Annotated in this window: 12 protein-coding genes; 4 read left to right on the top strand and 8 right to left on the bottom strand. The window is 31.8% G+C overall.

Annotation, left to right across the window (positions count from 1 at the left end):
- Window positions 1–147: 147 nt before the first annotated feature.
- Entirely contained in the window at window positions 148–540 is a 393-nt protein-coding gene (gene ytxJ, locus RN605_RS01290) for a bacillithiol system redox-active protein YtxJ (RefSeq protein ID WP_313321601.1), read from the top strand.
- Window positions 541–545: 5 nt separating this feature from the next.
- Here ytxJ and RN605_RS01295 read toward each other — a convergent pair whose 3' ends face one another.
- On the bottom strand, window positions 546–1403 hold the full coding sequence (locus RN605_RS01295; RefSeq protein WP_313321602.1) for a L,D-transpeptidase: 858 nt from the start codon (window positions 1401–1403) through the stop codon (window positions 546–548).
- 169 nt (window positions 1404–1572) lie between these two features.
- Between RN605_RS01295 and RN605_RS01300 the strand changes: the two genes are divergently transcribed.
- Both RN605_RS01300 and RN605_RS01305 read left to right on the top strand, forming a co-directional pair.
- Window positions 1573–2403, top strand: coding sequence for a sulfite exporter TauE/SafE family protein (locus tag RN605_RS01300; protein ID WP_313356377.1), 831 nt, complete (start codon window positions 1573–1575; stop codon window positions 2401–2403).
- 180 nt (window positions 2404–2583) lie between these two features.
- The gene (locus RN605_RS01305) at window positions 2584–3780 is read left to right on the top strand and encodes a hypothetical protein (RefSeq protein ID WP_313321604.1); all 1197 of its coding nucleotides are present in this window, start codon (window positions 2584–2586) and stop codon (window positions 3778–3780) included.
- Between the two features lie 67 nt (window positions 3781–3847).
- Here RN605_RS01305 and thrC read toward each other — a convergent pair whose 3' ends face one another.
- The 3 genes from thrC to thrA are packed head-to-tail and all read right to left on the bottom strand — an operon-like array spanning window position 3848 to window position 8516.
- Window positions 3848–5134, bottom strand: coding sequence for a threonine synthase (gene thrC, locus RN605_RS01310; protein WP_313321605.1), 1287 nt, complete (start codon window positions 5132–5134; stop codon window positions 3848–3850).
- 5 nt (window positions 5135–5139) lie between these two features.
- Window positions 5140–6066 (bottom strand): homoserine kinase, encoded by a 927-nt coding sequence (locus RN605_RS01315; protein ID WP_313321606.1) that lies wholly within the window; start codon window positions 6064–6066, stop codon window positions 5140–5142.
- A 2-nt stretch (window positions 6067–6068) separates the two neighbouring features.
- Entirely contained in the window at window positions 6069–8516 is a 2448-nt protein-coding gene (gene thrA, locus RN605_RS01320; RefSeq protein WP_313321607.1) for a bifunctional aspartate kinase/homoserine dehydrogenase I, read from the bottom strand.
- 423 nt (window positions 8517–8939) lie between these two features.
- Here thrA and hutH point away from each other — a divergent pair, with 423 nt between their 5' ends.
- On the top strand, window positions 8940–10439 hold the full coding sequence (gene hutH, locus RN605_RS01325) for a histidine ammonia-lyase (RefSeq protein WP_313321608.1): 1500 nt from the start codon (window positions 8940–8942) through the stop codon (window positions 10437–10439).
- Here hutH and RN605_RS01330 read toward each other — a convergent pair whose 3' ends face one another.
- The 4 genes from RN605_RS01330 to RN605_RS01345 all read right to left on the bottom strand — a co-directional run bounded on the left by RN605_RS01330 (window position 10440) and on the right by RN605_RS01345 (window position 15410).
- Window positions 10440–10799, bottom strand: a complete 360-nt coding sequence (locus RN605_RS01330) for a DUF1304 domain-containing protein (protein ID WP_313321609.1) — start codon at window positions 10797–10799, stop codon at window positions 10440–10442.
- On the bottom strand, window positions 10799–11377 hold the full coding sequence (locus tag RN605_RS01335) for a TMEM175 family protein (protein ID WP_313321610.1): 579 nt from the start codon (window positions 11375–11377) through the stop codon (window positions 10799–10801). Before RN605_RS01335 ends, RN605_RS01330 begins: the two co-directional genes overlap by 1 nt.
- Before the next feature lie 33 nt (window positions 11378–11410).
- On the bottom strand, window positions 11411–12781 hold the full coding sequence (gene rimK, locus RN605_RS01340; RefSeq protein ID WP_313321611.1) for a 30S ribosomal protein S6--L-glutamate ligase: 1371 nt from the start codon (window positions 12779–12781) through the stop codon (window positions 11411–11413).
- A gap of 82 nt (window positions 12782–12863) precedes the next feature.
- Window positions 12864–15410 (bottom strand): ATP-dependent Clp protease ATP-binding subunit, encoded by a 2547-nt coding sequence (locus RN605_RS01345; RefSeq protein ID WP_313321612.1) that lies wholly within the window; start codon window positions 15408–15410, stop codon window positions 12864–12866.
- Window positions 15411–15616 lie beyond the last annotated feature (206 nt).

Raw genomic sequence — 15616 nt, forward strand, 5'->3', positions numbered from 1 at the left:
CTCCTTTGTGTTGTTTAGAATAAAAGTTTTGAAAACTTCAATTCTTTAACGTCAATTTATGTTCCAATGTTAATTTCAGGTCAAAATGACTGATGATATTCTTAAATTTACTATTTTTCAAGTCAAAATGTCTTAAAATCAGTCAAAATGAGTTTTTTAAACAATCTTTTCGGAAAAAATAAAGCAGAAGAACTTCCAGATGTTTATTGGAGTTATTTAGAGCATGAGCAGCAATTAGAAGAAATAAATCAAACTTCTTTTCAAAAACCAGTAGTTATTTTTAAACATAGTACAGGTTGCGGTATAAGCAGAATGTCTTGGAATCAATTTCAAAAAGATTATAATATTCCTAATGATAAAATGGAATTATACTATTTGGATTTATTAGCCTATCGTTCAATCTCGAATGCCATTGCCGAAAAATATGGAGTAGAACATCAATCGCCACAAATATTGGTGATAAAAGATGGAGCGGTTGTTTTTCATACTTCACACGAAAGTATAGACGCTAAAGATTTAGAAGAATACGTTAACGATTAATCTTATTACTTTTTAGAATAATAATTTATTCTCTTTTCTTGTTCTTTTATAATAGTATTCAAATAAGGAGAAATTGCTTTTTGTAATTGTTCCTCTGAGATATTTAACACTTTTGGATTATCACTCAGAGCCAACCAAGGTTTTGGAGCATCAAAATCATAACTACCAAATACAAAAACGGGTGTTCCTTTTAATTTTACTTGTTGATCGTTTTCTAAAACCCATTCATCGGCAAATTTATAAAGCATTTTAGCATCTTTTTCCAACAAACGCAAACACGAATGAGAAGCAGGATAACCTGGTAATTCATATTCATGGAAACCAACTCCTAGTTTATTTTCGATATTAAAATTCCACTTCAATTCCCATTCATCATTAAAAGTACTTGTGGTTTCTTCAGCTTTCCAGTTGGTAAAAAACAATCCTGTTGGTGTTTTATCTTTTTCTTTTCCCATACTTGTCGGACCAACGTGAGTTAAAACTCCATATTCATAAGTTGCAAAAGATTGAGTTGCATAGGAGAATAAAATTATCTTTTTTACATTGTCCAGTGCAGAAACGTCAAAGGGAAATGGCATATAATAAGCAATGTCACCCGATGAATCGGTTGGAACTAAAATTGAATCTGACTTTTTAAGATTCGCTTCGTCCAATCGATTAACAGCTAATACAATATTTAAGGATTTTTGATTTTTATTGTTTTCTTTAAACCAATTAAGAGTTTTTTTGAAAGTATATATTATTTCGCTCGGTTTTACTCTTTCTACAATTGGTTTATTTTCATTTTTAGTTTCTTCATTTTTGTTACACGAAAAGGTAAGTAACACAAAAAGAAATACAAATATTTTTATTGAATTTTTCATAATTAATCTTTTTGTAAAGTTGCAATTATTGAAAGAAAACTGTCTTATATGATTTTGAGAAATTATTATAAATTGGACAGATTACTTACTTAACAAACAGTTAATTCATCAGTAATAGATTTTGTTTTCAGCTAATACTGATTACCTTTGATTTAATTCTTTTTGATTAATGCTGACATCTTCCTTACTTACTATATTGTTAATCGTAATAAGCTTTTTGATAAGTTTATTTGGTTCAATCGTGGGTATTGGAGGCGGAATTTTCATAGTTCCAATTTTAATTACTTTTTTTGGCTATCCACTTGAATTAGCGGTTGGCACAACGATGTTTTCATTGATTCCTTCTTCAATGATGTCAACATTTTTAAATAAAAAAAATGGAAATGTTGATTTTAAAATGGGAGTGTTACTTGAAATACCAACGATTATTGGTGTTGTAATTGGTAGTTTTTTATTAACGTATTTCGCACCAAAAAACCTTGAAATTACATTTTCAATTTTGGTTTTTTTATTAGGAAGTAGTTTTTTTGTAAAAAGGAAACAACAAGTATCAAAGCAAAGTTTTTTTGGTAAACTAAATCATCTTAAACCAAGATTCATAATTAAGAATAAGAAAAAAAATGTTGCTTACAGAGTTAGTTTTCAAATGGTTTTATTTTTTGGTCTGTTATCGGGAACATTAGCAGGATTGTTTGGAATGGGTGGAGGTTTTATGAAAACTCCAATTATGCTCAAAGTTTTTAAAATACCATCAAAAATTGCTACAGCAACGGCTTTATTTATGATTATGATTACGAGTATTACAGGTTCAATTAGTCATTATTTACAAGGAAATGTATTAATAGATAGAACTTGGCCAGTAATGATTGGTTTTACTTTTGGAGCAATCGTAGGACATAAAATTAGCACCAATATTTCAGCATCATTCCTTGAAAAACTTATTGGAATTGCATTAATTGCGGCATCAATGGTAATGTTGATGAACTTTCTAAATCATTAGTTTAACTTTCTTTAAATAAAAAGACGTAATTGTGTTATCTTCAATAAAACTATTAAAGATGATTGATTTTCAATGGTTTTTTTGTCGTTTTTAGCGAAACATAAAAATAAGTTTAATAAATTAAGTAGATATCAAAAAAATATTTATTTTTGAGATTATACACATAAAAACAATATTTATATGAAAAAAGTATTTATTTCTTTGGGGATTTTTATCTCTTTTTTTGTTTTAGTTATTGCTTGTAGCAGTGATGGAGACAGTTCAACACCACAAAATTTTGAAGATTTTGCTTTTTCAGGAATCTTTAGAGGTACACTATATTCTAGTGGTGTAAGTAATTCAATTGAAGGTTATGTAACCATTGAAGACAATGGTAAAACTACCCTAGATTTGTTATCTGGTAGAATGAAAGGAACTTCTGTTTTAAATGGAGATAATTATAATATAACCATTAATGAAGTATCTGGTATTTTTAAAGATGTAACAAACATTACTGGAACAATAGAAATATCTACAAGAACATTATATTTGAGTGGAACTAATCCTGACGGAAGTCCTTTAACAGTTGGAGGCGAAGTTCCACCAGTGACAGTACAGTCAACAGGAGGTTGGGAAAATTTAGCTAAATCTGCTGTTGTTTTTTCTCATAATGAATCATGTAAAGCTTCAATAACTATTGATGGTGTGACTTTGAGTGGTTTGAACGCACATTATGAACAAGGTGGTTATTGTAGTCCTACATATAGTCTGTGGAATCAAATTTATCAAAATTATGATAATAAAGTATCTCAAATATACTGTCATACGGTTACACTTCAGGCTTTAGGTGGAGGAACAGTTTCTTTTGAAGATTGTAATACAGCTGTTTTTTATCTTCCAAAAAACACTCAATACACATATACGGTAAATTGGGAAAATGGAGAAACAGAAACTGGAACTTTAACAACAGCTGGTGGTGGTGGAAAAGTTACTAAGTGTTTATCAAATAATGGTCCTGAATGTGATGGTGAATTAGTTGGTAATTCTGGAAACCCTAGATTTAATCTTCAATATACAGGAAATGTTGATTTGGATTTATATGTTGTGACTCCTAATGGAACAACAATTTCTTATTTAAATTCAACAGGCCAAGGAGGAGAATTAGATGTTGATTGTACTTGTGGTGGTAGTTGTAGTGGAGAAAATATATTTTGGACAAATGGACCATCAGGACAATATCAATTTTATGTAAAATATTACGGAGGATGTGGTTCTTCATCTCCGTCTTCTAACTTTACAATAAAAGTGCTAAATGGAAATAATGTTGTTCAGACAAAGACAGGAACATTGAGTGCAGCTGGACAACAATCAACAGTATGGACTTATACACATCCATAAAGAGAAAAAAGAAGTTTTTATAAAAAAAAAGCAGTAGTTTAACTACTGCTTTTTTATTTTACAAAGTTTATTTTAAAAATGTTTTGAGCTCTTCATAAGTACTAATTTTAGTTTTAATTTTCTCTTTGTTCAGTACACTTTCAATTTGCTTAGGAATTGGTAGTTTTAAATTTAAAAGAGGTTCAACAATGTCTAAAAACTTAATTGGATGAGCTGTTTCAAGAAAAACACCTAAACATCCTTGTTGTTTTTGCATTTCATTTTTTAAACCAAGATAGCCAACAGCACCATGAGGTTCAGCAATATAATTGGTGTTTTGATAAATAGATTTAATGGTTTCAGACGTAATTTTATCATTATAACTATAGGAAGTAAAATCTTTTTCAAATTCATTTAAATCATGATTATACAATTCCTGAATGCGAATAAAATTACTTGGATTTCCAACATCCATGGCATTTGAAATAGTTGAAATTGAAGGTTTTGGATCATAATTTCCTTTTTCTAAAAATCTCGGAACTGTATCGTTAGCATTTGTTGAGGCAACAAAATGTTTTATAGGTAAACCCAATCGTTTTGCCATTATTCCTGCACATATATTTCCAAAATTTCCACTTGGACATGAAATAATTAAAGGTTTGTTGTGTTTTTTTAATTGTTTGTAAGTAAAGAAAATATAAAACATTTGCGGTAACCATCGAGCAATATTTATAGAATTGGCTGAGGTCAATTTTTTATCTTTTAGTTCTTCGTCTAGAAAAGCTTTTTTAACCATATCTTGACAATCATCAAAAACTCCATCAACTTCTAAAGCGGTGATATTTTGTCCTAATGTAGTCAACTGTCTTTCCTGAATATCGCTGACTTTTCCTGATGGATACAATATAACAACATCTACATTTTTAACACCTAAAAATCCACTTGCTACGGCACCGCCGGTATCACCTGATGTTGCAACTAAAACAGTGTTTTTTTCTTCAGAGTTTTGATTAAAATATCCTAAACATCTTGACATAAATCGTGCGCCAACATCTTTAAAAGCCATTGTTGGTCCATGAAATAGTTCAAGAGAATAAATGTTTTCTTCTACTTTTACACAAGGAAAATCAAAACACAAAGTCTCTGAAATAATTTCCTTTAAAACAGTTTCTGGAATATCATTGCCAACAAATTGTTTTATGGCTTCAAATGCAATTTCTTCGTTGGATAAATTTTCAATATTCTCAAAAAAATCTTTTGATAAAGGAGTAATGGTTTCTGGAAAATACAAACCTTTATCTGGAGCAAGTCCATTAATTACGGCTTGTCTAAATGACACTTTGTGGCTTTTGTTATTTAAACTATAATAATTCATAATTGTTAATTCGTAATTAATTTTGTTCCTTCTTCATTAATTTCAGAGATATGAACATCATAAGATATTTTAGTATCTGAAAATGCCTTTTCCATAGCTATAGCTACTTTTTGTGCGTTTTCTTTTTGTTTACATAAAGCAAAAATACTTGGTCCAGCACCAGAAATTCCACTTCCTAAAGCGCCATTTTCCAGAGCTGCATTTTTAACCTTATCAAAACCCGGAATTAAATGTTTGCGATACGGTTCTACCAAAACGTCTTTTAAGGAACGACTGATTAAATCATAATCACTCGTGTACAATCCAGCCACAAAGCCACCAAGATTTCCTGTTTGTGTAATGGCATTTTTCAAAGAAACTTCTGGTTTTAAAACCGCACGCGAATCGGATGTTTTTACTTCAATATGCGGATGCAAAACTACAGCAAACAAATCTTTTGGGGCATCAATTCGAATAACTTCTAATGGATTATAACCCGTAACCAAAGTAAATCCGCCAAGTAGGCAAGGAGCAACATTATCGGCATGTTCGCTTCCTGAAGCAACTACTTCGCCTTTCATAGCAAAATTAACGAGTTCTTTTTTGGTAAATGGTTTTCCTAATAACTCATTAATTCCAAAAACGGCACCCGCAGCACTAGCTGATGAACTACCAATACCGCTTCCGAGTTTAAGCTTTTTATGAATTTCCATTTCAATCCCAAAATCAATATCTACTTCATTTAGCAAAGCTAAAGCTGCAACTCCTGCAACATTATTTTCAACTTCATAAGGTAAATTTGCACCTGATATTTTAGTGATTTGTAATCCTTTTTCCGATGATTTTCTGAATATCATTTCATCGCCAATACCATCAAGACATAAGCCTAATAAATCAAAGCCACAGTTAAGATTGGCAATGGTTGCAGGTGCAAAGACTTTAATTTCATTCATAATTATACATTTCCAATTCTTATCACATCGGCAAAAATTCCAGAAGCTGTAACAGCAGCACCAGCACCAGCACCTTTGATTATTAGAGGTTGTTCGATGTATCTATCAGTGTAGAATTCTACAATATTATCTTTTCCTTCTAAATTGTAAAATGGACTTTCTTTTGGAATAAATTGCAATCCAACCGAAGCTTTTCCGTTATCAAACGAGGCAACAAACTTAATACGACTATCTTTTGCTTTAGCTTCTTTTAATAGATTATTAAAATGGTCAGCGTGTTTGGTTAATGATTTGAAAAAATCTTCATTATTAGTTGTCTCCATACATTCTTGTGGTAAGAAACAGTTGTTTTCAATGTCTTCCATTTCCATAGCATAACCACTTTCACGGATTAGAATTAAAATTTTTCGAGCTACATCAACACCACTTAAATCAATTTTTGGATCGGGTTCGGTGAAACCTTGAACACCTGCTTCTTTTACTACATCATGAAAATTATAAGTTTCAGAGAAATTATTGAAAATAAAATTCAAACTTCCCGATAATACAGCATTTATTTTATTGACTTTATCACCAGATGCAATTAGATGTTTTAAGGTGTCAATTATTGGTAAACCTGCACCAACATTCGTTTCGAATAAAAACGGTGCATTGTATTTTCGTGATAAACTTTTAAGTTTTTTATAGTTTTCAAGTTTAGATGAACAAGCGATTTTGTTGCATGTAACCACAGCAATATTTTCACTTAAAAACTGGTCGTAAATGGATGCAATATCATAGTCAGCCGTAATATCTACAAAAATACTGTTACGAAGATTTAATGCTTTTACTCTCGAAATAAACTCATTTACATTGGCAGTTTCTCCATTATTCACTTCATTTTTCCAATCTTTTAGCGAAATTCCTTCTTCATCAAAAAGCATTTTTCTGGAATTTGATAATGCAATTACACGAAGATTTATTTTCAAATTATCTTTCAAGAATTTCTTTTGTTGTGCAATTTGGTCAATGAATTTTTCGCCCACATTTCCAATTCCCATGACAAATAAATTCAACTGCTTGGTATTGTCTTCAAAGAAACGTTCATGTAGTGTATTCAATGCTTTTTTAACATCTTTTTCATTAATAACTACCGAAATATTTCTTTCGCTTGCACCTTGAGCAATTGCTCTGATATTGACATTATTTTTGCCTAAAGTGCTAAACATTTTTCCTGAAATACCTTGATGATTTTTCATGCTTTCACCAACCAAGGCAACAATACATAAATCTTTTTCAACAACGCATGGGTCAATTTTGTTTTGAGAAATTTCAATTTCAAATGTTGTGTCGATGGCTTCTTTTGCAACATCGGCATCTGAATTTAAAATACCTATGCAAATGGAATGTTCCGAAGAAGCTTGAGTAATGAAAATCACATTGATATTTTCTCTTGATAAAGTTTCAAACAATCGTTTTGAAGAACCCGAAATTCCAATCATTCCTGAACCTTCAAGTGTTAGCAAAGCAATTTTATCGATATGTGAAATTCCTTTTATTGGGTTAGTATTGCTTACAGGATTTTTTGAAATTAAAGTTCCATAAACATCTGGTTCGAAAGTGTTTTTAATAAAAATTGGAATACTGTCTTTTAATACCGGTTGTATGGTTGGCGGATATAAAACCTTTGCTCCAAAATGTGACAACTCCATTGCTTCCTGATAGGAAATATTTTCAATAGGTTGCGCTTGTTTTACAATTTTTGGATTGGCAGTAAACATACCGTTTACATCGGTCCATATTTCTAGAATTGATGCTTTAACTGCTGCTGCAATTATAGCTGCGGTATAATCGGAACCACCACGACCAAGCGTTGTTGAGTTTTCTGCAGTATCAGAAGCAATAAAACCTGGTAACAAAACAACTTGATTTGAATTTTTGTCAAAATAATCAGCTATTAACTTATTTGTTTTTTCGAAATCAACACTGGCTTTTCCAAAGTTTGAATTGGTTTTAATTAATTCACGGCTGTCTTTAAATTCTGAGTTTGATACTTTTTGTTTCAATGCAACCGCAATAATTTGTGACGAAAGTAATTCTCCAAATCCTGCAACACTATCGGCAGTTCTAATTGATATTTCGCCTAACAAATAACATCCATCCAATAATGTTTTTAGGTGATTGATGTTACTATTAATAGTATTTATAATTTCTGTTTGCTCCGTTAACGGAATTAATTCGTCAATGGCTGCTTTATGTTTTTGCTCTATTTCGGCAACTATGTTTTTATAATTTTTATCTTTTGCTGCAGCAGTTTTTCCAGCAAGAATAAGTAAATCGGTTACACCACTAAAGGCAGAAACAACTACCGCAAGTTTGTCGTCATTACTTTTATTTGAAACGATGGCAATGGTTTTCGAGATGTTTTCAGCATTTGCAACTGATGTTCCACCAAATTTTAATACTATCATAATGAATTTATGAGTTTATAGTTCAAGATTTTAAGTTCAAGGTTAAATATAATTTATTTTCTTTCAAACGAAAGACCATAAAAAGGATTATATGTGAAAATTATACCCCAAATGGGGTTGTAGTTGTTGTTGTTGTAGTTGTGCCCAATACAGAAACTACAGCAGTTGCTGTTAAAGAAGTTTTTGTATTATTTGTTAAAGAGTTGCACATATTTTTCAAATATATACTTTTTAGTATAAAAAAACACATATATGAATGATTTTTATGAATAATACATAATTATATCGTTATAGTATTGTTGAATTTTGAATATTTATTGAATTGAAAATGAATTTTTAATAATTTGTCAATAAGTTGCAGTGAAAACTTTTGCATTTTAACAATTGTTTGTTGAATTTTGACGCTCAAAAAACAACCAAAAAATGGAGCATTCGCATTATATTAGTTCAGAAGTATTAACCTTAGAAGTAATTCAAGAAATTATTTCGCAAAATAAAAAGTTATCGTTGTCGGAAGAGGCAAGAATTAATATAGAAAAATGCAGAGCTTATTTGGATAAAAAAATGACAGCAAACGATGCCCCAATTTATGGGATTAATACCGGTTTTGGGTCGCTTTGTAATGTTAAAATATCCAATGAAAATTTATCGCAACTTCAAGAAAATCTAGTCAAATCTCACGCATGTGGCACAGGAGATGAAGTGCCGCATGAAATTGTTAAAATAATGCTGTTGCTAAAAATTCAGAGTTTGAGTTATGGCAATTCTGGAGTACAACTGCAAACTGTGGAGCGTTTAATTGACTTTTACAACAATGATGTTTTACCAATAATTTACACTCAAGGTTCGCTTGGTGCAAGTGGCGATTTGGCTCCGTTGGCACATTTATCTTTACCATTATTAGGAGAAGGAGAAGTTTATTTTGATGGCTTTAGACAACCTTCCAAAAAAGTTTTGGAAAAGATGAATTGGCAACCAATTGTTTTGCAATCCAAAGAAGGATTAGCATTATTAAACGGAACTCAATTTATGAGTTCTTATGGTTGTTACGTTTTGATAAAGGCTATGAAATTCTCTTATTTTTCGGATGTTATTGGTGCAATATCACTTGAAGGTTTTGATGGAAGAATCGAACCATTTAATGAATTAATACACTTCATTAGACCTCATAAAGGACAAATAGAAACCGCTCAACAGATAAAAGATTTACTTTCGGGAAGCCAAATTATTGAGCAAGAAAAGCAACACGTTCAAGATCCATATTCTTTCCGATGTATGCCGCAGGTTCACGGCGCTAGCAAAGACACAATTGATTATGTAAAGAAAGTTTTCAAAACCGAAATTAACTCAGTTACCGATAATCCAAATATATTTATTGAAAGTGATATTATTGTTTCGGGAGGAAATTTCCATGGGCAACCTTTAGCTTTGGCTTTAGACTTCTTGAGTATTGCTTTGGCAGAATTAGGAAGTATTTCGGAACGCAGAACCTATCAATTGATTTCTGGTTTACGAGGCTTGCCTGCATTTTTGGTTGATAATCCTGGTTTGAACTCTGGTTTCATGATTCCGCAATATACTGCAGCAAGTATTGTTAGTCAAAATAAACAACTAGCAACACCAGCAAGTATCGATAGTATTGTATCAAGTAATGGTCAGGAAGACCATGTTTCTATGGGTGCAAACGCTGCAACGAAGTGCTTGAAGATCATGAAAAATTTAGAGCGAATACTTGCTATTGAGTTGATGAATGCATCGCAAGCAATTGAATTTAGAAGACCTTTGCAATCAAGTGAGTTTATAGAAATGTTCTTGAAATCGTATAGAGAAGAAGTGCCTTTTGTTAAAGAAGACAGAATACTTCATTATGATATTGAAAAATCTATATCGTTTTTGAATAGTTTTATGGTTGAGTTGGAGTAATTAAATCAAAAAACTCAATAACCCTAAAATAGCAGGAACACTTTGCACAAAAAATATTCTTTTAGAAGCTGTCATTGCGCCATAAACTCCAGCAACAAAAACGCACCCTAAAAAAAATAACGCTACATTTTTGTTCCAAGAAACATCTACAATTAGTAATGACCAAATTAATCCTGCGGCAAGAAAACCATTATATAAACCTTGGTTAGCTGCCATTACTTTTGTTTTTTCAAACAAATCGGTTGGAATGGTTCTGAATACTTTTTTAGCTCTGGTAGTCCATGCAAACATTTCTAGCCAAAGAATATACAAATGTAAAATAGCTATAAACCCGATGATTATTTGAGAAAGTATACTCATTATTGATGATTTATAATTCTTTCAATTCTTTTATCAGGTACAAGCCACATCAATGCTACAAAAATGTAGATGATGCCTGCAATTATAGGTATGGAGTTTGCAAAAATTATTGCAATTAGGTATAATATAGGTGATGATTTGCCTTTATAATCTTTACCAATAGCTTTCTTTAGTAGCGAATTGTCTCCTTGCGATTTTATGATTAGGTTTTGTAAAATGAAATAGGCAATACCATTCATAAACAGCACAACACCATATATCATCATGGTTGTAGGTGCAAAATGATTTTCGCCATTCCAAGCGGTAGCAAAAGGAATTAGAGATAACCAAAATAATAAATGAAGATTTGCCCAAAGAATTCCGCCATTAATGTTTTTTAATGTGTGCATCATGTGGTGGTGATTGTTCCAATAAATGCCGAGATAAATAAAACTGAGCAAATAGCTCAAAAAGATAGGGATTAGCGGCTTTAAGTTAGACAATTCGTTTCCGTGTGGCACTTTTATCTCCAGCACCATAATGGTAATAATAATGGCTAACACTCCATCACTAAAGGCTTCGAGTCTGGTCTTGTTCATTTTGGATTTAGTTAATTAGAATTTAATTTTGAATTATTTCCATTTAAAGTTTTTTTCGATGGCTTTTATCATTTCACCCGCAATATCTTTGTTGGTTGCGCCTTCAATTCCTTCCAAACCTGGTGATGAGTTTACTTCTAATAGTAGCGGACCTTTTGAAGAACGAATAATATCAACACCTGCAACTTTTAAGTCCATTGCTTTTGCAGCCTTAATAGCAATTCTTTTTTCGTCAGCGGTTGGTTTAATGATAGAAGCCGTTCCGCCCATATGAATGTTAGCTCTAAATTCTCCAGCAGCAGCTTCACGTTGAATGGTTGCCACTACTTTTCCATCAACAACAAAAAGTCTTAAATCTTTTCCATTAGCTTCTTTTATAAACTCTTGAACCAAAATATTAGCATTCAGACTTTTAAATGCATTAATTACCGATTCTGCAGCTTTTTTTGTTTCGGCTAAAACAACTCCTTTCCCTTGTGTTCCTTCCAATAATTTTACAATCAATGGCGAACCACCAACCATTTTTATTAAATCGTCAGTATCCAAAGGTGAATTGGCAAAACCAGTAGTTGGAATATCTACTCCATGATGTAAAAGTAATTGCAGTGAATAAAGCTTATCTCTCGATTGGGTAATTGCGCCAGCAGAATTCAAACAAAACACTTTCATGGCTTCAAATTGTCTTGTTAAAGCACAACCATAAAATGTCATACTAGGACGAATTCTTGGAATAACCGCATCGAAATAATCTAATATTTTTCCGCCTCGATAATGAATTTCGGGTTTGTCGGCATCCAATTTCATATAACATTCTTTGATGTTCAAAAAATGCATTTCATGACCACGCATTTCACCAGCTTCCATGATTCTTCGGTTGCTATACAATTCCGGATTACTAGCTAAAAGACCAATTCTTAATCCAGATTTTAATTGGGTAGAATTAATGTAAAATTCTTTTAATTGTTCTGTTGATGTTTGTCCTAGCAAATATTTTTGTTCTGGATCAACAAGAATTCTTCCACTCATAGCTTCGCGACCAAGCAACATTCTGAAACCCATAGAGTCACGATTAGTCAATGTCATTTCTATTTCCCAATCTTGTGTTCCAATTTTAATTTTGGATTGAATTACATAACGTTGTTCTCTGAAACCGCTTGAACTTTTTACGATTCTTTTATCAATAAGTTTGGCTTCGCAATGAATAACTGTTTTTAAGTTATTTTGAATTGGATTAATGTCAAATTTCACCCAATTTTCAGAATCTTTAACAAATGGAGTAATGTTGATTGCATGAAGAGCAGAAGTTTTAGCACCCGAATCAACACGAGCTTTTATAGCAGGAATTCCAAGTTCAGGAAAAGAACACCATTCTTCGGAACCTAGTATAATTTTGTTTTCTAACATGATGATATAAAATTTAAAACCACGAATTCACTTTGATAATTTTTTTTGTGAATTCGTGGTTTCTTATAAAGTATTAATTAATTTATTTTGTTGGATTTTTTGCTTTTTTGATAGTGACATTTAGTTCTTCACTACCTTCTTCTAAATCCATAAAAATTTCATCTCCTGATTCAATTTTTGAAGTAATAATTTCTTCTGCCAATGAATCTTCAACATATTTTTGAATAGCTCTTTTTAATGGTCTAGCTCCAAATTGTTTATCAAATCCTTTTTCTGCAATAAATGCTTTTGCAGTATCAGATAAAGTTAAAGTATATCCTAATTCAGCAATTCGTGCATACAATTTTTTCAATTCGATTTCGATGATTAAATCGATATGCTCTTTTTCTAATGGATTGAAAACAATTACATCGTCAATTCTATTTAGAAACTCAGGAGCAAAGGTTTTTTTCAATGCATTTTCAACAACACTTTTAGAATGTTCGTCTGCTTGAGCTACTTTTGCAGCTGTTCCAAAACCAACACCTTGACCAAAGTCTTTCAATTGTCGCGCACCAACATTAGAAGTCATTATGATAATTGTGTTTTTGAAGTCGATTTTACGACCTAAACTATCTGTTAAATAACCATCATCTAAAACTTGTAACATCATGTTGAAAACATCTGGATGTGCTTTTTCAATCTCATCTAAAAGTACAACGCTATAAGGTTTTCTTCTCACTTTTTCAGTCAATTGTCCGCCTTCTTCATATCCAACATATCCCGGAGGTGCACCAATTAATCTTGAAATAGCAAATTTCTCCATGTATTCGCTCATGTCAATTCGGATTAAAGCATCTTCAGAATCAAATAATTCACGAGCAATAACTTTGGCTAACTGCGTTTTTCCAACACCAGTTTGTCCTAAGAAAATAAACGAACCAATTGGTCGGTTTGGATCTTTCAATCCAGCACGATTACGTTGAATAGAGCGAGCTATTTTATTAACGGCTTCGTCTTGACCAATTACTTTTCCTTTAATTAAATCTGGTAAATGAGCTAATTTGTTACTTTCTGTTTGTGCAATTCTGTTTACAGGAATTCCAGTCATCATCGAAACAACATCGGCTACATTATCTTCTGTAACTCTAATCCTATTGCTTTTAGAATCTTCTTCCCATTGCTCTTGAGCAATAGCTAAGTCTTTTTCTAAACGTTTTTCGTCATCACGAAGTTTAGCTGCTTCTTCGTATTTCTGTTTTTTAACGACAGAATTCTTCAATTCACGAATTTCTTCCAACTGACGTTCTAATTCTAAAATTTGCTTAGGAACATCAATGTTAGTAATGTGAACTCTTGAACCTGCTTCATCCATAGCATCAATAGCTTTGTCTGGTAAGAAACGTTCTGACATGTATCTATTAGTTAATTTGACACATGCTTCGATAGCTTCGTCAGTGTAAATTACACTATGATGGTCTTCGTATTTATTTTTGATATTATTCAAAATAGTAATAGTTTCTTCCACAGAAGTTGGCTCTACAATTACTTTTTGAAAACGTCTTTCTAATGCGCCATCTTTTTCAATATATTGACGGTATTCATCCAAGGTTGTTGCACCAATACATTGTATTTCACCTCTTGCTAACGCAGGTTTAAACATATTTGAAGCATCTAGCGAACCTGTTGCTCCACCAGCACCAACGATAGTGTGAATTTCATCAATGAAAAGAATGATATCATCATTTTTTTCTAATTCATTCATTACCGCTTTCATTCTTTCTTCAAATTGCCCACGGTATTTTGTGCCAGCAACTAAAGATGCTAAATCAAGAGTTACAACTCTTTTTCCGAATAGAATTCTAGAAACTTTCTTTTGAATAATACGCAATGCCAAACCTTCAGCAATAGCAGATTTCCCAACTCCAGGTTCACCTATAAGTAAAGGATTGTTTTTCTTTCTACGGCTAAGGATTTGAGAAACTCTTTCAATTTCTTTTTCTCTTCCAACTACTGGATCAAGTTTTCCTTCTTCAGCTAGTTCAGTTAAATCTCTACCAAAATTATCTAAAACAGGAGTTTTTGATTTCTTATTGGTTTTATTAGCAGGATTATTGAAACTACTCTCTTTTAGGCTATCGTCACTACCAGAATCATCTCCATAAGACGATTCGTTTTTTGGTAAGTTGTCTGTGAAATCATCTTCGTTTGGTGTCATATTTAAATATTGTTCTTTAACTACATTATAGTCAATTTTTAGACGATGCAATAGTTTGGTTGTTGGATCATTTTCATTTCTTAAAATACACAACAGCAAATGCGCTGTACTTATCGAAGAGCTTTGAAACACTTTAGCTTCTAAAAAAGTAGTTTTTAAAGCACGTTCAGCTTGACGAGTTAAATGAAGGTTTTTCTTCTCATTACTTAAGTCAACATTTGGATTTGCTGGGCTTAATATCTCTACTTTCTTTCTTAAGTGATCTAAATCAATCGATAAATTGTTCAGTATTGTTATGGCTTTCCCGTTTCCATCACGCAAAATACCTAACATAAGATGCTCTGTACCAATAAAATCATGGCCTAATCTTAAGGCTTCTTCTTTACTGTACGTGATTACATCTTTGACTCTTGGTGAAAAATTATCATCCATAGCAATTATTTTGTTATTTGTAAATTTAGTAATTATGTATGATTATTACAAAAATCATTCCTCTTGAAACTACTGTCAGCTAATTGACAAAAAAAAAGCCAATAATAAAAGAGATTGAAATCTATTTTATCAACCAAAAAAGCACCTTATTTTGTTAATAAATCATTGAAATTTGTGGTCTAAAATTGCTTCAAAAAGGTTTAAAA

The sequence above is a fragment of the Flavobacterium sp. PMTSA4 genome, from assembly GCF_032098525.1.
Lineage (GTDB): Bacteria > Bacteroidota > Bacteroidia > Flavobacteriales > Flavobacteriaceae > Flavobacterium > Flavobacterium capsici.